The following is an 18682-nucleotide window of genomic DNA, read 5'->3' on the forward strand; positions in this document are numbered from 1 at the left end:
GGCTTTGCGCCGTGTGTCATTCACTGCGACGTTTATCATGTTTAAGTTATTTTGTTGCCTGGCCATTGGCGGTCTGGTCCTCGCGGCTCCAACCGCCTCAGCCAACGTTTCGGCGGCGGCGACCGCTGGCACTGCCCGGCAGTCGTCCATCAGCCATGTGATCGATCGCGCCCACGCGTTGATCGGCACGCCCTACAAGGGCGGCGGAACCTCCGTGGAGCAAGGGTTTGATTGCAGCAGTTTCCTGGTCTATCTGTTCAAGACCGAAGCCAATATCCGTTTGCCGCGCACGACAGCGGCGATGCACCGATCGAGTGCCACGACGGTGCAGCCAGAGGCGCTCAAGCCTGGCGATGCGGTGTTCTTCAAGGGCAATGGGCGCGGCCGGGTCAGTCATGTCGGCCTTTATATAGGCAACGGCCAATTTATCCATTCGCCCAGCACCGGCAAGCGTGTGCGCATCGACTCGTTGAGTAACCGCTACTGGAAAAAACACTACACCGGCGCCAAGCGCTTTCATCCTGGGGCGTGATTGGCTTATTCGGTGCTGCCCAGGCCTTGCCAGTGCTTGAGGCCGATAAAGATAAAGCGCAATTGTTGGGTGATCTTGGCCTGGGGCGTGAGGTGTGCCGGCAGCGCCTGGGCCGGTGGGTCGATGATGTCGGGGAGGGTGGCGAACACGCTTTTGACGATCAGGTCGGCCATCACATGCAGGCCTTCGGGGTCCAGGTGCTGCAATTTGGGCATCAGCGTCAGGTCGGCCGCCAGGTCGCGGGTGATGTCTTCGCGCAGGGCTCCGATGGCTTGGCGCACCGCCAGGCAACCGCCATATTGTTCGCGGGCCAGGAACAGGAATTGCGAACGGTTGGCCGACACCACATCAAGAAAGATCCGCACGGAGGCATCGATAATGCCGCCCATCACGAATTCGTTGTGACGCACCAGTCGAATGGTGGCGCGAAAGGTCTGACCGACTTCACTTACCAGCACCAGGCCAAGTTGGTCCATATCGGCAAAGTGGCGATAGAACCCGGTGGGAACAATGCCGGCCGTCTTGGCCACTTCGCGCAGGCTCAAGCTGCCAAACCCACGGCCACACTCCATCAGATGGCGGGCAGCGTCCATCAGGGCGAGGCGGGTCTGTTGCTTCTGTTCGGCGCGGGGCAGCATGGGCGGGTGAGCTTTGTCGGCAAGTACAGCGAAGCACTCTAGCAAAACCGCTTCGTTGGCGTCGAACTTGGCGGGAGAGGTTGCGTGACCGGTGCTACAAAAAGTCAAAAGCCCGATCGACGGATCGGGCTTTTTTCTGGGTCACCACAGGCTTAGCTCTGTGCTTGATGCAGTTCTTGCAAACGATCAGCACCGCCTTCAGCGATACCCTGGGCGTAGGCACGGTCGTTGGCTTGTTCAGCACCGCCTTCGGCCACGGCATTGCGTTCTTGCAGACGATCAGCGCCACCTTCAACCAGGCCTTTCTGTTCCAGGCGATTGCGGCCGTTTTCGGTCAGGCCTTCGGTGTAAGCGCGTTCGTTGGCACGCTGCGAACCATTTTCGGCAACGGCGCCCTTGGCGTAGTCGCGGTTTTCGTCTTCCTGCGAACCGCTGCGGGCCAGGGTTTGGCTCAAATGCACGGCGTCGGCTTTGACTTGTGGGGTAACCTGTTCGGCTGCTGGCAGGGCAAAAGCACTGGAAGCCAGGATAGACAACAGGGCGGTAGCGAGTATTTGGCGTTTCATGATCGGTTGCTCCTTGGGAGGGCGATAAAGTGGGTACGGGGCTAATGCTACTCTCGATAAGTCGATATAAAAGTTCATAAACACAATGGTAATAATCAACGGAATTGATTGTTCGTCGCGGGGGCTCTAGCACGCGCCTCTCAAGCACGCGGTTTTGCACCGAGGTGGGTATTTTCGACACGAACCTGGGTAACAATGGTGCGTCGTCGATGATCGAATCTGTCTGGATGATCAGAAAAATGGCTTTTTGCGACTAAATTGGCGGCGGGGTTAAACCCGCAGGCGGTTTGCCAGTCGTACCCTTATGAGCTGGAGTTCAGCTAGTCGTGTTGAGGAGTTCTGTGCAATGACGCGCACTCGTAAAATCATCGCTTGGAGCTGCGCCAGCTTCGTTCTATTGATCGCCGTGGTGGTGCTGGTCCTGGTGTTCTTTGACTGGAACCGCATCAAACCGCCCCTCAATGCCAAAGTTTCCGAAGAGCTGCATCGTCCTTTCGCCATCAATGGCAACCTGGCCGTGGTGTGGCAACGCGAGCCCGATGAAGGCGGTTGGCGTGCCTGGGTACCCTGGCCCCATGTGATCGCCGAAGACCTGACGCTGGGTAACCCCGACTGGTCGAAACAACCGCAGATGGTCACGCTCAAAAAGGTCGAGCTGCGCATTTCGCCCCTGGCCTTGCTGGTGCAGCGCGTGGTGATCCCGCGTATCGACCTCACCGAGCCGAGTGCGCAATTGCAGCGCCTGGCCGACGGCCGCGCCAACTGGACCTTTACGTTCGACCCTAAGGACCCGAACGCCGAGCCCTCCAACTGGGTGGTGGACATCGGTGCCATCGGCTTCGACAAGGGCCACGTCACCCTCGATGACCAAACGCTCAAGACCAATCTCGATGTGATCATCGACCCCCTGGGCAAGCCGATCCCGTTCGGGGAAATCGTCGGCGATGCCGATGCCAAAAAGGCGCTGGAAAAAGGCTCGGCGCCCCAGGACTATGCTTTCGGCCTTAAAGTCCAAGGCCAGTACCACGGCAAGAAACTTGATGGCAGCGGCAAGATCGGCGGCCTGTTGGCCCTGCAGGACGCGGCCAAGCCATTCCCGCTGCAGGCCCAGGTGAAGATCGCCGACACCCGCATCGCCCTGGCCGGCACCCTGACCGACCCGCTTAACCTCGGCGCCCTTGACCTGCGCCTGAAACTGTCCGGCAGCAGCCTGGGCAACCTGTACCCGCTCACCGGCGTCACGCTGCCGGACTCGCCGGCCTACGCCACCGACGGTCACCTGATCGCCAACTTGCACCAAGCCGGCGGTGCCTCCTTTCGCTACGAAAACTTCAACGGCAAGATCGGCAACAGCGATATCCACGGCAACCTCGCCTACCTCGCCAGCCAGCCACGGCCCAAGCTCAGCGGCGATTTGGTGTCCAACCAGTTACTGATGACTGACCTGGCGCCCTTGATCGGCGCCGATTCCAACGCCAGGCAAAAAGCCCGTGGCGGTGAAAGCAAGCAGCCCGCGACCAAAGTGCTGCCGGTTGAAGAGTTTCGCACCGAGCGCTGGCGCGACATGGATGCCGACGTGGAATTCACCGGCAAACGCATCGTGCACAGCGCCGACTTGCCCTTTACCGACCTCTACACCCACCTGGTGCTCAATGACGGCGAACTGAGCCTTGAGCCTCTGCGCTTTGGCGTGGCCGGCGGCAAACTCGATGCGCAGATTCGCTTGAACGGCCGCATCACGCCGATGGAAGGTCGCGCTAAACTCACCGCGCGCAACTTCAAACTCAAGCAGCTGTTCCCCACCTTCGAACCGATGAAAACCAGCTTCGGCGAGCTCAATGGCGACGCTGATATCGCCGGGCGCGGCAACTCCGTGGCGGCGTTGTTGGGCAGTTCCAACGGTGACTTGAAGATGCTGATCAATGACGGCGCCATCAGCCGTGGCCTGATGGAAATCGCCGGGCTCAACGTCGGCAACTACGTAGTGGGCCGACTGTTCGGCGACAAGGAAGTGAAGATCAACTGCGCGGCGGCCGACTTCGGCATCAAGACCGGTCTGGCGACGACCCGGCTGTTTGTGTTCGACACCGAGAACGCCATCATCTATATCGATGGCACCGCGAACATGGCCACGGAACAGTTGGACTTGACCATCACCCCTGAGTCCAAGGGCTTCCGCCTGTTCTCGCTGCGCTCGCCGTTGTACGTCAACGGCCCGTTCATCAAGCCTAATGCCGGAGTCAAAGCCATCCCGCTGGCGCTGCGTGGTGCAGGCATGGTGGCGCTGGGCGTAATCGCCGGCCCTGCGGCGGGGTTGTTGGCGCTGGTGGCGCCGAGCGGCGGCGAGCCCAATGAGTGCGCGCCGCTGCTGCAACAGATGAAGGAAGGCAAGGCGCCGAAGACGGTGAAGGGCTGACCGTCGAGATTGTCAGAGAGGGCGACCCTGGGGTCGCCCTTTTTTTACGCTCGAGTTACAGACTCTCGAGGATGTCGGCCATATCGTCCGCGTGCTCTTCTTCCTGCGCCAGGATCTCTTCAAACAGGCGGCGCGTGGTCGGGTCTTTATCGCCGATGTACTGGATGATTTCGCGGTAGCTGTCCACTGCGATCCGCTCGGCCACCAGGTCTTCGTAGACCATTTCCTTCAGGCTGTTGCCGGCCACGTACTGGGCGTGAGAGTTCTTCGACAGCAGGTCCGGGTTGAACTCCGGCTCACCGCCCAGCTGCACGATGCGCTCGGCCAGTTTGTCGGCGTGTTCGGCTTCCTGGGTGGCGTGTTCCAGGAATTCGTCGGCGGCAATGCTGGCTTTCAGGCCGCTGGCCATGAAGTAGTGACGCTTGTAGCGCAGCACGCACACCAGTTCTGTCGCCAGCGAGGTGTTGAGCAGGCGGATGATTTCTTCGCGGTCGGCATCGTAGCCTTCCGTGACGGCGCCGTTTTCGACGTTTTGGCGGGCGCGGGCGCGCAGGGTCGCAACGTCGGTCAAATGTGCTTCGGTCATCTCAATCTCCTGGTGCTAATCCGGTTTTGCGCCACGCTCTGCCGGCGTGATCGCTCCAAGTTGTGAGTACCGGGCAACGCAAAAAGTTTTATCGGATTTGACGGGAGGTGTCATGAGTGCGTCGCGGGGCGCGGCTATGCTGCACGTACTTTTTCTCGATCAGGGACGTTCGCTTCATGTCGCAGTGGTTAGCCACCCGTTATCCCTTGGTGTTGGTGCCCGGCATGCTGGGTTTCGTGCGCCTGGGCTTTTTTCCCTATTGGTATGGCATCGTTCCTGCGTTGCGGGCAGGGGGGGCGCAGGTGTTCCCGGTGCAGGTGGCGCCGCTGGACGCCAGTGAAGTCCGCGGCGAGCAGTTACTGGTGCAGATCGAGCGGATTCGCCGCGAAAGTGGTGCCGAAAAGGTCAACCTGATCGGTCATAGCCAAGGCGCACTGACGGCGCGCTATGCCGCGGCCGAACGGCCTGAATGGGTGGCGTCGGTCACCTCGGTGGCCGGGCCTAACCACGGCTCGGAGCTGGCCGACCATATTCATCTGCATTACCCCATCGACGGCGCCAAGGGTCGCCTCATGAGCGCGCTGTTCCACCTGGCTGCCTGGGGGATGGGCCTGTTGGAGACTGGCTATCGCGGGCCGCGCTTTAAGGCGGATCTGCATGCATCGCACCATTCCCTGACGAGCGCAGGCGTGGCTGCGTTCAATCGTCTATATCCCCAAGGGCTGCCCGACACGTGGGGCGGGCAGGGCGCGGAACTGGTCAATGGTGTGCGCTATTACTCGTGGTCCGGCACGTTGCAACCGGGCATCACCGACCGTGGGCGCAACCTGTTCGACGGTACCCATCGCAGCTGTCGCTTGTTCGCCCGCAGCTTCGTGCGCGAAAAGGGCCACTGTGACGGCATGGTCGGGCGCTACAGCTCACATTTGGGCACGGTGATTGGCGATGACTTTGCCTTGGACCATTTCGACATCGTCAATCAGTCCCTGGGCCTGGTGGGCAAAGGGGCCGAGCCGATCCGCCTGTTTGTCGAACATGCCCAGCGCTTGAAAGCCGCCGGGGTTTAAGCCTGGCGGCGCACCGGCGTGGTCCAGCGCTCCGACACAATCACTCCGCCCAAGGTCAGCAAACCACCCACCAGATGGTATGACGACAGCTCTTCCTGCAAGACCAGCGCCGCAATCAGCGCAGTCACCAACGGCAGCAGGTTAAAGAACAGCGTGGTGCGGCTGGGGCCCAGGGTTTTGATCGAATGCATCCAGGCCAGCGGCGCCAGCATTGAGGCCAGCAGACAGGCGTACAACACCAACGGGATATTCGCCCAGCCCAGGCCGGCCTTTGCCGAGCACACAAACAGCGGAAACAGCACGACCACCGCCACCAGGATCTGCAAATACAGCAACACCAACGGCGGCAGGCGCAGTTGCCATTTTTTCAGCAGCGTGCTGTAGAGGGCGTAGGCCAGTGTCGCCACCAGCATCATGCCGTCACCCAGGTTGACCCCATGTTGCAGCAGCGCGCCCAGGCTACCGGCCGAGACCACCACGGCCACGCCGGCAAACGACAGTCCGGCCCCGGTGAGGGCGCCGAAGGTCAGGCGCTGGCCGAGGCTGATGATCGCCGCCGTCAGCGCCATCAACGGCATCAGCGACAGGATGATGCCCATGTTGGTGGCGCTGGTCAGCGACGCGGCGTAGTACGCCAGGCTCTGGTACACCGCCATGCCCAGCAGGCCGAGGACGAAGATTTTGCCCAGGCTCGGGCGAATCTGCGGCCAGTGGGCGATCACTGGCCTGAGCATGACCGGCGTGAACAGCAAGGCCGCCAGCAGCCAGCGGTAAAAGCCGATCTCGGAGGGAAAGATCGAGCCCACGGCCAGTTTGTTGACCACGGTGTTACCGGCCCAGATAAAAATGGCCAGCAGGGGATACGCGTATTGCATCGAAAGAAACCAGGCGTGTTGATGAGCCGGGATTATCCCCTGTCCGGATCGAAGCCTATACTGCGATCCAGACAACAGACCTCTGCATCCAGACAATATGGCCAGACACACCGTACGCCTCGCCGATTTCCACAGCCTGCCCGGCCCCGTGTACTTCCGTTATTCCGACTTCGCCCCGGACACCGAGTGCACGCCGCACCGGCATGGTTGGGGTTCGCTGGACTACTCCGCCAGTGGCGTGATGCGCATGGAAGTGGCGGGCAACCGCTTCATGTCGCCGCCGCAATACGCGGTGTGGATCCCGCCGAACACCGAGCACAGTTCCTACAACGCCCAGGCGATTGTCTACCACTCGGTGGGCCTGGCGCCTGAGCTGTGCGAGCAACTGCCGCAGCAGCCTTGCACCCTGGCGATCAGCGATATTCTCAAGGCGATCCTGCGCGATTTTGCCCGACGTGACGTGAATAGTCCGCAGAGCGAAGCCGATATCCGTCTGGCCCAGGTGCTGGTCGATCAGCTCCGGCAAGCGCCGATCCACGATGGTTTCTTGCCCTACGCCCGCCACGCCGGGTTGCTTGGTGTATTGGAAGGTATGCAGGCCGACCCCGGTGACAACCGCCCCCTGGCGCAATGGGCCGGGCAGGTGCATGTGAGCGAACGCACCCTGGCACGGCAGTTTGTGCGTGAGCTGGGCATGAGCTTCGGCGAATGGCGCCAGCGCCTGCGCTACCTGGCGGCCATCGAAGCCTTGGACAGCGCACACAGCGTGCAGCAGGTGGCGTTCGACCTGGGTTACAGCACTGCTTCGGCGTTTATCGCCATGTTCCAGCGCCATGCCGGTTGCACCCCGGAGCAATATCGGCGGACGAATATCCGCCGTGGATGAAGATGTAACAGGCTTTGACTACACTGCCCCATAGGCTGCGCCCCTCGGCGCGGTAACAGGGAGAAAACGCCATGAAAATGTCGCGTGTTGCGTTGTTGATGACGGGCCTGCTGCTGTGCGCCCAGGGCTATGCCGCCACCGCTCAGCAAACCAAAATGACCACCTGCAATGCTCAAGCCACCACCAAAACGCTCAAAGGTGACGAGCGTAAAGCGTTCATGAAAACCTGCCTGTCTGCGCCGGCGGCGAATGACGCCAAGACCCTCACCCCGCAGCAGCAGAAAATGAAGGATTGCAACGCGTCGGCCAAAACCAAGGCGCTGGCCGGTGATGCGCGCAAGGCATTCATGAGCACCTGCCTCAAGGGCAACTGAGTAGGGCAATCCCCTTGCGAGAGGGGACAAGCTCCCGGTAACGGTGCATCAGCCAGCTCATGCGGAACTGACACATCGCTATCGGGGCAAGCCCCCTGCCACACGTGATCGCATTCACAACACGTCCCCCCTCGCTTGATTCCCTCAAGGCTGGCAGACTGCCCATCCTTTAACGCCGTTCGTTTTGAGGCTGTATGCCAACGTTTTCTCAGCGTCATGTGTTGTTGCTGGCCAGCTACATCATCATTTTCGGCGGACTGCTGCTGGTGCTGCCGCTCAAGTTGTTGCCCAGCCTGCTGGCCGGCCTGTTGGTCTTTGAACTGGTCAACATGCTCACCCCCCAGCTGCAACGGCTGATCGAAGGCCGCCGCGCCCGCTGGCTGGCAGTGGCGTTGCTGGGCACGTTGATCGTCAGCGTGCTGACCCTGATTTTCGCCGGCGCCATCAGCTTCCTGCTTCACGAAGCAGAAAACCCAGGGGCCTCCCTCGACAAATTCATGGGCGTGGTCGATCGTGCGCGCGGGCAGTTACCGCCGTTCCTCGATGCCTACCTGCCCGCCAGCGCTGCCGAGTTCCGCGTGGCCATCGGCGATTGGCTGAGCAAGCACCTGAGCGAACTGCAACTGGTCGGCAAAGACGCCGCGCACATGTTCGTCACCCTGCTGATCGGCATGGTGCTCGGCGCCATCATCGCCCTGCAGCGCATCCCCGACCTGACCAAGCGCAAACCCCTGGCCGCCGCGCTGTTCGACCGCCTGCACCTGCTGGTCCAGGCCTTTCGCAACATCGTCTTCGCCCAGATCAAAATCGCCGCGCTCAACACCGCGTTTACCGCGGTGTTCCTGGCCGTGGTGCTGCCGTTGTGCGGCATCCACCTGCCGCTGACCAAAACCCTGATCGTGCTGACCTTTCTGCTCGGCCTGTTGCCGGTGATCGGCAACCTGATGTCCAACACCCTGATCACCATCGTCGCGCTGTCGCTGTCGATCTGGGTGGCCGTGGCGGCGTTGGGCTATTTGATCGTGATCCACAAGGTCGAGTACTTCCTCAATGCGCGCATCGTCGGCGGGCAGATCAGTGCCAAGTCGTGGGAGCTGCTGCTGGCGATGCTGGTGTTTGAGGCGGCATTCGGCTTGCCGGGGGTGGTGGCCGGGCCGATTTACTATGCGTACTTGAAGAGTGAGCTCAAGCTCGGTGGGATGGTTTAAGCACGGGGTTGCCTGGGCTGTCGTAGTGAGCGGGCTTGCCTCGCGCTGGACAAGCCCGCTCACTACAACCGCCTGTCAGATGCCGTAGCGCTTACTCGCCTCAATCGCCAGGCCGCTGCCGATACTGCCGAAGATATTGCCTTCCACATGCCGCGCATTGGGCAGCATCGCCGAGATGCTGTGGCGCAGCGCCGGGATGCCGCTGGAGCCGCCGGTAAAGAACACCGTGTCCACCTGCGCCACGCTCACCGAGGCGTCGTTGAGCAACTGCGTCACGCTGCCGCGCACGCGTTCGAGCAAGGCATCGATGGACGACTCGAACAACGCCCGGCTGAGGTCGACGCTCAGGCCCGCTTCGATACGGTCCAGCGCCACGTGGCGGTGGTCTTCGTGGGTGAGCTGGATCTTGGTCTCTTCCACTTCCATTGCCAGCCAGTGCCCGGCGCGCTGTTCGATCAGCTTGAACAGGCGGTCGATGCCGCCGGTGTCCTCGATGTCGTAGCGCATGCTGCCCAGGGCCAGTTGGGATTTTTGCGAGTACACCGAGTTGATGGTGTGCCAGGTGGCCAGGTTCATGTGGTGACTGGTGGGCATGTAGGCGCCACTTTTCATACGGCTGCCGTAGCCGAACAGCGGCATCATGCCTTGCAGGCTGAGCTGTTTGTCGAAGTCAGTACCGCCGATGTGCACACCGCCGGTGGCGAGGATGTCGTCGTGGCGGTTGTCGTTGTGGCGACGGTCCGGCGACAGACGCACCAGGGAGAAGTCCGACGTACCGCCGCCGATGTCGACGATCAGTACCAGCTCTTCTTTCTCGATGGTGGACTCGTAGTCGAAGGCCGCGGCAATCGGTTCGTACTGGAACGAGATGTCCTTGAAGCCGATCTTGCGCGCCACGTCGACCAGGGTGTTTTCGGCTTCCTGGTCGGCCATCGGGTCGTCATCGACGAAAAACACCGGGCGGCCCAGCACCACTTCTTCGAACTCACGGCCGGCGTTGGCTTCGGCGCGGCTCTTGAGCTGGCCGATAAACAGCGCCAGCAGGTCGGTGAACGGCATCGCGGTGCCGAGTACGCTGGTGTCGTGCTTGATCAGCTTGGAACCCAGCAGGCTCTTGAGCGAGCGCATCAAGCGGCCTTCGTAGTTTTCCAGGTACTCGTGCAGCGCCAGGCGCCCGTACACCGGGCGACGCTCCTCGAAGTTGAAGAACACCACCGACGGCAAGGTAATTTTGTCGTCCTCCAGCGCAATAAGCGTTTCCATGCCGGGGCGGATCCAGCCGACGGTGGAGTTGGACGTGCCGAAGTCGATGCCGCAGGCACGGGCTGGGGATGGGTTTTTCATGTCTATCGGGTTCCGGTCGAAAAACGGCCGCGCAGTGTATGTCAGTCGAGCGCGGATGCGTAGGCCGACCATCCGTTAAATCGTGCTTGAAACGGCGCGATTCGCCCCCACATCTGGTGCATACCGCAAGTGCCGATAACACTCCGACGCACCCCCAGGCCACACCACTCAACAGGTGCAAAGCAGCGCACGTTGTGCCCCGGGCTGTGCGATCTCGATTAAGGATGGTGAACAGCCGATGGATTTCAAAGACTACTACAAGATATTGGGTGTCGAGCCGAGCGCCGATGACAAGGAAATCAAGGCCGCCTATCGCAAGCTCGCGCGCAAATATCACCCGGATGTAAGCAAGGAAAAAGACGCCGAAGCCAAGTTCAAGGACGCGTCCGAAGCCTATGAAGCGCTTAAAAGCGCCGACAAACGCGCCGAGTACGACGAACTGCGCAAATACGGCCAGCATGGCCAGCCGTTCCAGGGACCACCGGGCTGGCAGAGCCGTGGCGGCTTTGGCGGCGGCCAGGACGCGGGCGATTTTTCGGACTTCTTCAGTTCGATCTTCGGTGGCCGTGGCGACGCCTTTGGTGGCGGCCAGCGTCGTCCTGCCGGGCGTAAAGGCCAGGACGTAGAGATGCAGCTCTCGGTGTTCCTGGAGGAGACACTGTCCACCGAGTCCAAGCAGGTCACCTTCCAGGTGCCGCAATACGACGCGTCGGGCCGACACGTCAGCAATACCACCAAGAGCCTGAACGTGAAGATCCCCGCCGGCGTGACCGACGGTGAGCGTATCCGCCTCAAGGGCCAGGGCGCACCGGGCATTGGTGGCGGAGCCAATGGCGACCTGTACCTGATCGTCAAGTTTGCGCCGCACCCCAAGTTTGAAGTGGAAGGCGAAAACCTGGTGATCACCTTGCCCCTGGCGCCCTGGGAGTTGGCCCTGGGTGCGGAAGTGGCGGTGCCGACGCTCACCGGCAAGATCAACCTCAAGGTGCCGGCCGGCAGCCAGAACGGCCAGCGCATGCGTGCCAAGGGCCATGGCTTGCTGAACAAGGCCGGGGAGCGCGGTTTCCTGTACGTGCAGCTCAAGGCCGTGATGCCCAAGCAGGCGGACGACGAGACCATCGCGTTGTGGCAGGCGCTGGCGAAAAAGGCCAACTTCAACCCGCGCGAGCACTTCTGAAGCGTGTGAGGGGTAACGGCTAAATAGTTACGGCCTGAGCCCGGCGTGCCCCCAGTAGGTTGATACCTTGTTCTTCTGCCAAGGTATCAACCCATGAGCGAACCACATCCAGCTGCCCCGGATATTCCCGTACCGGGAGATCAGGGGCAGCACTATGACCTTATCAAACAGGCGATCCCAGCCTGCCTCACCCGTGCTGCGCCCCAGCGGCGTACGGCACTGCGCCAAACCCCGGCGACCATCCCCGACTGGTATGCCGCCGCCACTGCCGAGCAGCGTGAGCAACTCAATCGCAGCCTGAACGCCCGGTGCGACTCCCAGAACAAGCTCGACCAGTTGATGGCCAATGTTCAGGAGGTCAATGCGTTCGCCCACCCGCTGCTCACCGCAGCGCTGAAGGCCGCTGGCCACGAGCTGGATGTCGATCGGGTGTGCCTGCGTTTGTATGTGCCGGTGGACGATGCTTTCGGCCGCCGCACCAACGGCTACCGCACCAAGACGCTGACACTGCTCGAAGCGGCCCTGAACAATTTTGAGGAACCGGAAGCCCAGGCCGGCTTTTTCAACGCAGCCTCGGGTTTTATCACCTTGCCCGACGCGCGCGGCCATTTCGACCGGCATTCGACCCCTCTCAAGATCGAAGACTTTGCCCAACTGTGCCGTCGGCTTGACCTGGGCGCGCAATACCAGGCCTACCTGGACAGGCTCCTGCGCCCGGACAACGAAGTGGCCCGGCAACTGCTGCGTATCCGCTACCTCACCAATCGCAAGGATGACTTCAAGGCGGCCGCGCACCTGGCCTTGCTCAAGGGCGATATCGGCGAGGACGATTTTGCCCTGCTGATGCGCGTGGCCAGTGGCGAACAGAATATTCGGCTCGGCGACAAGCAGGTCTGGTATCGCACGCCTTGCCTGATGAACCTGCACCTGCAGGGCTGCGTGATTATCGACCCCTGCGTTGCGCACCAGTATTCGGACTGGTTCATCGTGTATATCCCGGACGACCCGGAACACCCGATCAAGCGCTACGAGTCCTTTGCGGCGTTTCGCAGTGAGCTGACCCGCCAGCTCACTGCGTGGCCGGCGCTCGGCGGCAGCCTGCGCACCCAGACCGGGGTGCCTGATTACCAGCGCTTCTTCAGCCGCTTTATCGCGCACAAGGACCGTCCCTACTACTACCGTCGGTTTACCGAGACCGTGATCAAAGCGCCCTCCGAATCCTGGCTGGCACGCTGGTTACGTTCCGAGCAGGGCGCTTTCTGGGCCAAAACCCTGGCGCCCTCCCTTGTGTTGACACCGCTGCAGTCGATCCTTGGCCAGCCGCACTACACCCGTCGGGAGCCCATCGAAGGGCCGAATCTGGACATCAATGCCGATGCCATCAAGGGGCTCTGGCAGGAAGTCGACCTGTGGGATGAGTTGTACGAAAGCATGCTCACGCGGGTGTTCGACGACGCCCGCACGCTGGCCATTTCCACCGCAGACACGGACGCCGCCAGCCGCTCCAGACGCTTGGCGCATTACCTCAACGTCGGGATCTTTGTCGGCGGTGTGGTGTTGACCGCGCTGTCCATGGCGATTCCGCCCTTGGGTGCGGTCATGGCGGTGGCGACCGCCGGGCAGTTGTTATACGAGGTGCTGGAGGGCACGGTTGAACTGGGCGAGGGCGACCGCGAAGCCGGTTGGTCGCACATCATGGATGTGCTGGAGAACCTGGCGATGCTGGTGGTGGGAGGGGTGGCGTTCCACTTCACCGTGTCACCGCTGATCGAGAACATGAAACCGGTGCGTTTGCCCAATGGCAAGACGCGTCTGTGGAAGCCCGACCTCAAGCCGTACGCCCGTAACATCAGCCTGGCGCCGGGCTCTGGCCCAAGCCGCGACGGTCTGCACCTGCACAACGGTCAACGCGTCTTGCCGCTGGACGGCGAGCATTTTGTGGTGGCCCAGGACCCACTGCCCGAGACCTATCGAATCCAGCATCCGACCCGCACAGAGGCTTACCAGCCGTGGGTGCGGCATAACGGCCAGGGGGCCTGGGTGCACGAGGCAGAGCAGCCCGGCACCTGGGCCGGCGCGACACTGATGCGCCGCCTGGGCCCGGCGATGGAGGGCTTCAGTGACACCCAGCTCGAGCAGATACGCATGGCCTGCGGCGTCAACGAGGATACATTGCGCAGGGTGCATGCCGACGGTCTTCCGACCCCGGCGGTGTTGCTCGACACCGCCCGGCAATTTCGCGCGTATGCGGATGCGGTCAGTGTCAGCGAGCAGATCGCGGCGGGCGCGTTGTCGGACGGGCTGTATGGCTACGCCGCGGCAATGATGACGGAGTTGAACGGTTGGCCCGCCAGCAAAGGGATCGAGGTGTATGAAACCGCCGCGCCGACACGGGCTGTCGCTCGCTACGGCTCGGCCAGCGCGTCGGGCGATGACCTGATTCGCATCAGTCGCCGCGACCTGATGCAGGGGCGCTTGTCGGCCCGCGTGGTGGAAAACCTCGACAGAGCGCAGCGTGAGACCCTGCTGGGCAAGCAGTTGGTGACGGACAGCATGCGCCAGGTCGAGACACTCACTGCGCGTCTGGCCCTGTATGCCAAGGAGCAGCGCACGCGATTGTTCAGCAGCCTGTACACCGAGCAACAACCTCAAAAAAGTCTGCCGATCCAGATTGTGCAGCGCGACTTCAAAGGCGTTCCCACGGGAGTGGCGGGTGAGGTCTTGGCGAGTGCCACCGACGACGAACTGGCGTTTATCGCCACCCATAAACGGCTGCCCCTGCGCCTGGCCGAGCAGGCACGCAAGGCACAATCGCACATGCGTCTGGTACGCGCCTACGAAGGCCTGTACCTGGACGCCCTGGACAATCCGGACACCGAAGCGCTGGTGCTGCACAGCCTGGAAAACCTCCCCGGCTGGCGTGACGACCTGTGTATTGAAGTACGTGAAGGGGCGTTCCATGGCCCATTGCGCGCCCGTTTCGGTGAGCTGACGGCGTCCAGTCGTAAGGTTCTGGTTCGCCTGGCAGACGGGCGCTATGAAGCGTTCGATGAGCTGGGCAATGGGCTGCATGGCGCCAGTGATCTGTACGGCGCGTTGCAGCATGCGCTGACCGACGCTCATCGCACTGCCATCGGCCTGCCGCATGTGGGGCAGGGCGAGCAGTTAAGGGCCTTGATCGCTGCCAAGGCCTTGCCCCCTGAGGCGTTGCGCAAGGTCTTGGGCATGCAGCCGCAAGCGCTGCCTTTTTTCAGATCGCCGCGGCGATTGTCCGGCCAGCGCCTGGGATACCCATTGAGTGGCCGTGGCACCGGCCGTCGGGGCGACGGGCTGATGGCGCGCGTGCGCGCGCTGTACCCCAGCATCAGCGATGCGGAACTGCAGGGCTACCTGCAGGACCGCGACCTTGAACACGACGGCTGGCTGCGCGCGCTGGAGGCAGAGTTCAGGGCGTTGGACAGCACGTTGCGCACCTGGGTATTTACCGGCCCCAGGGACGCATCGTCGTTGCAGATTCGCCAGGACGTCCAAGCGGTATTGATCGATGCCTGGCGGCGCAGCGGCGAGCGGGATCTTGACGCCGGCAATCGCTACGTCGGGCAGAAAATCATGCTGACGGGGATTGAACTCGGTGAACACCTGGAGACCCTGCCGAGCCTGCCCGGCAACTTTGACCATGTGTCCAGCCTATCGCTGAACAATTGTCAGCTCACTGATGAGTCGGTCGGCTTCCTGGCGAAGTTCCCCAGGTTGCGCGAGCTGGAATTGGACGACAACGAGCTGACCCGGTTGCCTGCCGCCCTTGAACAGATGCCGTACCTGGATTTCCTGTCGATGGCGGACAACGAGATCGAACTGACCGAGCACACGGCAGGCTACATCAGGAACATGACGCGCCTGCACACCCTGTCCCTGGAGGGCAATCCGCTGGGGCGCGCGCCGGATGTCAGTCGCATGGCCGAACTGCGTGCGTTGTACCTGGCCGGCTGTGAACTCAGTGGTTGGCCACTTGGGCTGTTCGCCAAGCCCCGACCGCCTGGGTTCATCCTTGAGCTGGGCGCCAACCCGCTGAGCGAGATCCCCGATGTCGCCCCCGGCTCCGACCGCGCCATGCTCCTGGCCAGGACGCAGGTCAGCCGCGAGCAACTGGCGCCGGATGTGCTCAGCCAACTCAGCCTCTATATCGAATCGGTGGGCCTGGATCCCGCGTCCCACACAGCACCCAGGGGCCTGCAGGACAGTATCGATTGGATAACCGGACTGACTCCCGAACAGTTCTTGCACAAGCAGCAGACCTGGAATGCCCTCGAAGAGGCCGAAGGCAGTGAGCCGTTCTTCAATGAACTGCGCAAGCTCAGCACCTCATCCGATGCCGGCACCAAGGGGTACAAAGAGGAACTGACCGGCAAAGTCTGGCGCATGCTCGAGGCCATGGCGGCCGATACGGTGTTGCGTGAGCGGCTGTTCAAGATGGCTGCCGCCCCCACCACCTGCGTTGACGCCGGGGCGCAGTTATTCAATGCCATGGGCGTCGAGGTACTGGTGCACCAAGCCAGCGCGATCGAACCCCTCGCGTTGCGAACCCTGGAGCTGCTGGACCTGGCCAAGGGCCGCTCGCGCCTGGACGAGCTGAGCCGGATCGCCAGGGCCAGGGTCAGCGAATTGCTCTCTCAGGGGCGCAAGTTTCCAATCTACGATGACGAGGGCGCCGTCATCACCCAGTTCGACGAAGAGGGCAACGCGGTCCGCAGCATTGACGAAGTGGAGATCCATCTGGCCTATGCCACGCGGCTGGCCGCACGCCTGGATTTGCCCTGGCAGTCCCGCAGCATGACCTTCGCCGAACCGGATGTGACCGAGCCGATGCTGGAGGGGGCGGCCAAGCGCGTCGAGGCATTGGAGGCCGGTGACCTGTTGCGCGACAACCTGCTCGAACAGCCGTTCTGGGTCGACCATGTCCAGGCGGCTAACCCGCAGGCCTTCGATGCCATGAGTGCCAAGGTGGACGCCTTGGCTGATCTGCAGGAGGCGCAGCAACGATGGCGCGCCGATGGCGGGCTGGCCGCTCAGGAAAAGCAGGCGCTGAAAGAACGGATCGAGGCGGACGCCGTGTTGCTGGGCAAGGCGCCCAGCGAGGTCAGCCCCGGCGCGGTGATGGATGAGCAGGTCTATGACGCTGAGCTGGACAACCTGTGGCAACAGCGCAAAACCCTGTTGCAGACGCTGACGGACCAGATGATGGGGCGCGTCGCCGGTTGAGGTGCCCGCCCGTGCCCGACCCGCCGGGTGGCCGGGCGCGGGCGGCCTTTAGAACAGGAAGTAACGCTGGGCCATCGGCAGCACGTCCGCCGGCTCGCACCACAGTAACTGCCCATCGGCCTTGACCTGATAGGTTTGCGGATCGACCTCGATATCCGGCAGGTAATCGTTGTGGATCAGGTCGGTTTTCTGCACCTCGCGACAGCCCTTGACCACCGCGATCTGCTTCTTCAACCCCAGCGCCTCCGGCAGCCCGGCCGCTAATGCGGCCTGGCTGATAAACGTCAGGCTGGTGGCGTGCAGCGAACTGCCGAAGCTGGCGAACATCGGGCGGTAATGCACAGGTTGGGGCGTGGGAATCGAGGCGTTGGCATCGCCCATCAGGCTCGACGCAATTGCGCCGCCCTTGAGAATCAGGGTCGGCTTGATCCCAAAAAACGCCGGGCGCCACAGCACCAGATCGGCCCATTTGCCCACCTCGATCGAGCCGACGATATGGCTGATGCCATGGGTGATCGCCGGGTTAATGGTGTACTTGGCGATGTAGCGTTTGGCGCGGAAATTGTCGTTGCCGGGCCCATCGCCGGGCAGGGCGCCGCGTTGTTTTTTCATCTTGTCGGCGGTCTGCCAGGTGCGTGTGATCACTTCGCCGACGCGGCCCATGGCCTGGCTGTCGGAGCTGATCATCGAGAACGCGCCCAGGTCGTGCAGGATGTCTTCGGCGGCGATGGTCTCGCGGCGGATACGGCTTTCGGCGAAGGCCACGTCCTCGGCAATGCTCGGGTCCAGGTGATGGCAGACCATCAACATGTCCAGGTGCTCGTCGATGGTGTTGCGTGTGAACGGCCGCGTCGGGTTGGTGGAACTGGGCAGCACGTTGGGGAAACCGCAAGCCTTGATGATGTCCGGCGCGTGGCCGCCACCGGCGCCTTCGGTGTGGTAGGTGTGGATGGTGCGGCCCTTGAGCGCGGCGAGGGTGGTTTCGACGAAGCCGGACTCGTTGAGCGTGTCGCTGTGGATCGCCACCTGCACATCGTAGTCGTCGGCCACACTCAAGCAGTTGTCGATGCTGGCGGGCGTGGTGCCCCAGTCTTCATGCAGCTTCAACCCGATGGCGCCGGCCTTGACCTGTTCGATCAACGGCTCCGGCAGGCTGGCGTTGCCCTTGCCGGTAAAGCCGATGTTCATCGGGAACGAATCGCTGGCCTGCAGCATGCGCGCCAGGTGCCATGGGCCCGAGGTGCAGGTGGTGGCATTGGTGCCGGTGGCCGGTCCCGTGCCGCCGCCGATCATGGTGGTGACGCCGCTGGTCAGCGCTTCTTCGATCTGCTGCGGGCAGATGAAATGCACGTGGCTGTCGATACCGCCGGCGGTGAGGATCATGCCTTCACCGGCAATCACCTCGGTGCTGGCGCCGATGGCCATGGTCACACCGGGCTGAATGTCCGGGTTGCCGGCCTTGCCGATGGCGTGGATGCGGCCGTTTTTCAGGCCCACGTCGGCTTTGACGATGCCCCAGTGGTCAATGATCAGCGCGTTGGTGATCAACGTGTCCACCACCTCATGGGCGAGCAACTGGCTCTGGCCCTGGCCATCGCGGATGACTTTGCCACCGCCGAATTTGACCTCTTCGCCATAGACGGTGAAGTCCTGTTCCACTTCCACAAACAGCTCGGTGTCGGCCAGGCGGACCTTGTCACCGACGGTGGGGCCGTACATGTCGGCGTATGCCTGACGATCGATTTTCATAACCT

14 protein-coding genes are annotated in these 18682 nt (G+C 62.3%); 8 read left to right on the forward strand and 6 right to left on the reverse strand.

The genetic code is table 11. The features are described from left to right. Positions 1 to 37 precede the first annotated feature (37 nt). Positions 38 to 532, forward strand: coding sequence for a C40 family peptidase (locus KZX66_RS05965; RefSeq protein WP_248077512.1), 495 nt, complete (start codon positions 38 to 40; stop codon positions 530 to 532). 5 nt (positions 533 to 537) lie between these two features. Here KZX66_RS05965 and KZX66_RS05970 read toward each other — a convergent pair whose 3' ends face one another. Together KZX66_RS05970 and KZX66_RS05975 are read right to left on the reverse strand one after the other, a co-directional pair. After that, positions 538 to 1170, reverse strand: coding sequence for a TetR family transcriptional regulator (locus tag KZX66_RS05970; RefSeq protein ID WP_248077515.1), 633 nt, complete (start codon positions 1168 to 1170; stop codon positions 538 to 540). Positions 1171 to 1322: 152 nt separating this feature from the next. Next, positions 1323 to 1736 carry a hypothetical protein gene (locus tag KZX66_RS05975; protein ID WP_248077518.1) on the reverse strand — a complete coding sequence of 138 codons (414 nt, stop codon included), beginning with the start codon at positions 1734 to 1736 and terminating at the stop codon, positions 1323 to 1325. Positions 1737 to 2082: 346 nt separating this feature from the next. On the opposite strand from KZX66_RS05975, the gene KZX66_RS05980 reads away from it, so the two are divergent. Next, the gene (locus KZX66_RS05980) at positions 2083 to 4152 is read left to right on the forward strand and encodes an AsmA family protein (RefSeq protein WP_248077521.1); all 2070 of its coding nucleotides are present in this window, start codon (positions 2083 to 2085) and stop codon (positions 4150 to 4152) included. Positions 4153 to 4207: 55 nt separating this feature from the next. Here KZX66_RS05980 and KZX66_RS05985 read toward each other — a convergent pair whose 3' ends face one another. After that, on the reverse strand, positions 4208 to 4738 hold the full coding sequence (locus KZX66_RS05985; RefSeq protein ID WP_248077523.1) for a ferritin-like domain-containing protein: 531 nt from the start codon (positions 4736 to 4738) through the stop codon (positions 4208 to 4210). Between the two features lie 176 nt (positions 4739 to 4914). Here KZX66_RS05985 and KZX66_RS05990 point away from each other — a divergent pair, with 176 nt between their 5' ends. After that, a complete protein-coding gene (locus tag KZX66_RS05990) occupies positions 4915 to 5805 on the forward strand; it encodes a triacylglycerol lipase (RefSeq protein WP_248077525.1) in 891 nt (296 codons plus the stop codon). Here the strand turns inward: KZX66_RS05990 and KZX66_RS05995 are convergent. Further along, a complete protein-coding gene (locus KZX66_RS05995) occupies positions 5802 to 6680 on the reverse strand; it encodes a DMT family transporter (RefSeq protein ID WP_248077527.1) in 879 nt (292 codons plus the stop codon). The two genes, KZX66_RS05990 and KZX66_RS05995, sit on opposite strands and share 4 nt — an antisense overlap. Positions 6681 to 6777: 97 nt before the next feature. Here KZX66_RS05995 and KZX66_RS06000 point away from each other — a divergent pair, with 97 nt between their 5' ends. The 3 genes from KZX66_RS06000 (at position 6778) to KZX66_RS06010 (ending at position 9148) form a co-directional block, all read left to right on the forward strand. Next, complete coding sequence (locus KZX66_RS06000; protein ID WP_248077529.1) at positions 6778 to 7566, forward strand: helix-turn-helix transcriptional regulator; 789 nt, start codon at positions 6778 to 6780, stop codon at positions 7564 to 7566. Positions 7567 to 7637: 71 nt separating this feature from the next. Beyond that, positions 7638 to 7940: a PsiF family protein gene (locus tag KZX66_RS06005; RefSeq protein WP_248077531.1), complete on the forward strand. Its 303-nt coding sequence runs from the start codon at positions 7638 to 7640 to the stop codon at positions 7938 to 7940. Positions 7941 to 8134: 194 nt separating this feature from the next. After that, positions 8135 to 9148: an AI-2E family transporter gene (locus KZX66_RS06010; protein WP_248077533.1), complete on the forward strand. Its 1014-nt coding sequence runs from the start codon at positions 8135 to 8137 to the stop codon at positions 9146 to 9148. Between the two features lie 75 nt (positions 9149 to 9223). Here KZX66_RS06010 and KZX66_RS06015 read toward each other — a convergent pair whose 3' ends face one another. After that, entirely contained in the window at positions 9224 to 10492 is a 1269-nt protein-coding gene (locus tag KZX66_RS06015) for an Hsp70 family protein (protein ID WP_248077535.1), read from the reverse strand. 238 nt (positions 10493 to 10730) lie between these two features. On the opposite strand from KZX66_RS06015, the gene KZX66_RS06020 reads away from it, so the two are divergent. Beyond that, positions 10731 to 11669 (forward strand): DnaJ C-terminal domain-containing protein, encoded by a 939-nt coding sequence (locus tag KZX66_RS06020; RefSeq protein WP_248077540.1) that lies wholly within the window; start codon positions 10731 to 10733, stop codon positions 11667 to 11669. Positions 11670 to 11762: 93 nt separating this feature from the next. Next, on the forward strand, positions 11763 to 16928 hold the full coding sequence (locus KZX66_RS06025; RefSeq protein ID WP_248077546.1) for a DUF6543 domain-containing protein: 5166 nt from the start codon (positions 11763 to 11765) through the stop codon (positions 16926 to 16928). A 48-nt stretch (positions 16929 to 16976) separates the two neighbouring features. On the opposite strand, the gene ureC is transcribed toward KZX66_RS06025, so the two are convergent. Next, complete coding sequence (gene ureC, locus KZX66_RS06030; RefSeq protein WP_248077552.1) at positions 16977 to 18677, reverse strand: urease subunit alpha; 1701 nt, start codon at positions 18675 to 18677, stop codon at positions 16977 to 16979. Between the last annotated feature and the right edge of the window lie 5 nt (positions 18678 to 18682).

This window comes from Pseudomonas sp. EYE_354 (genome assembly GCF_023148575.1).
GTDB lineage: Bacteria > Pseudomonadota > Gammaproteobacteria > Pseudomonadales > Pseudomonadaceae > Aquipseudomonas.

Bases quoted from the DNA above. Each gene is read 5' to 3' on its own strand.
- KZX66_RS05965 (WP_248077512.1), top strand. From the start codon at position 38: ATGTTTAAGTTATTTTGTTGCCTGGCCATTGGCGGTCTGGTCCTCGCG.
- KZX66_RS05970 (WP_248077515.1), bottom strand. From the start codon at position 1,170: ATGCTGCCCCGCGCCGAACAGAAGCAACAGACCCGCCTCGCCCTGATG.
- KZX66_RS05975 (WP_248077518.1), bottom strand. From the start codon at position 1,736: ATGAAACGCCAAATACTCGCTACCGCCCTGTTGTCTATCCTGGCTTCC.
- KZX66_RS05980 (WP_248077521.1), top strand. From the start codon at position 2,083: ATGACGCGCACTCGTAAAATCATCGCTTGGAGCTGCGCCAGCTTCGTT.
- KZX66_RS05985 (WP_248077523.1), bottom strand. From the start codon at position 4,738: ATGACCGAAGCACATTTGACCGACGTTGCGACCCTGCGCGCCCGCGCC.
- KZX66_RS05990 (WP_248077525.1), top strand. From the start codon at position 4,915: ATGTCGCAGTGGTTAGCCACCCGTTATCCCTTGGTGTTGGTGCCCGGC.
- KZX66_RS05995 (WP_248077527.1), bottom strand. From the start codon at position 6,680: ATGCAATACGCGTATCCCCTGCTGGCCATTTTTATCTGGGCCGGTAAC.
- KZX66_RS06000 (WP_248077529.1), top strand. From the start codon at position 6,778: ATGGCCAGACACACCGTACGCCTCGCCGATTTCCACAGCCTGCCCGGC.
- KZX66_RS06005 (WP_248077531.1), top strand. From the start codon at position 7,638: ATGAAAATGTCGCGTGTTGCGTTGTTGATGACGGGCCTGCTGCTGTGC.
- KZX66_RS06010 (WP_248077533.1), top strand. From the start codon at position 8,135: ATGCCAACGTTTTCTCAGCGTCATGTGTTGTTGCTGGCCAGCTACATC.
- KZX66_RS06015 (WP_248077535.1), bottom strand. From the start codon at position 10,492: ATGAAAAACCCATCCCCAGCCCGTGCCTGCGGCATCGACTTCGGCACG.
- KZX66_RS06020 (WP_248077540.1), top strand. From the start codon at position 10,731: ATGGATTTCAAAGACTACTACAAGATATTGGGTGTCGAGCCGAGCGCC.
- KZX66_RS06025 (WP_248077546.1), top strand. From the start codon at position 11,763: ATGAGCGAACCACATCCAGCTGCCCCGGATATTCCCGTACCGGGAGAT.
- ureC (WP_248077552.1), bottom strand. From the start codon at position 18,677: ATGAAAATCGATCGTCAGGCATACGCCGACATGTACGGCCCCACCGTC.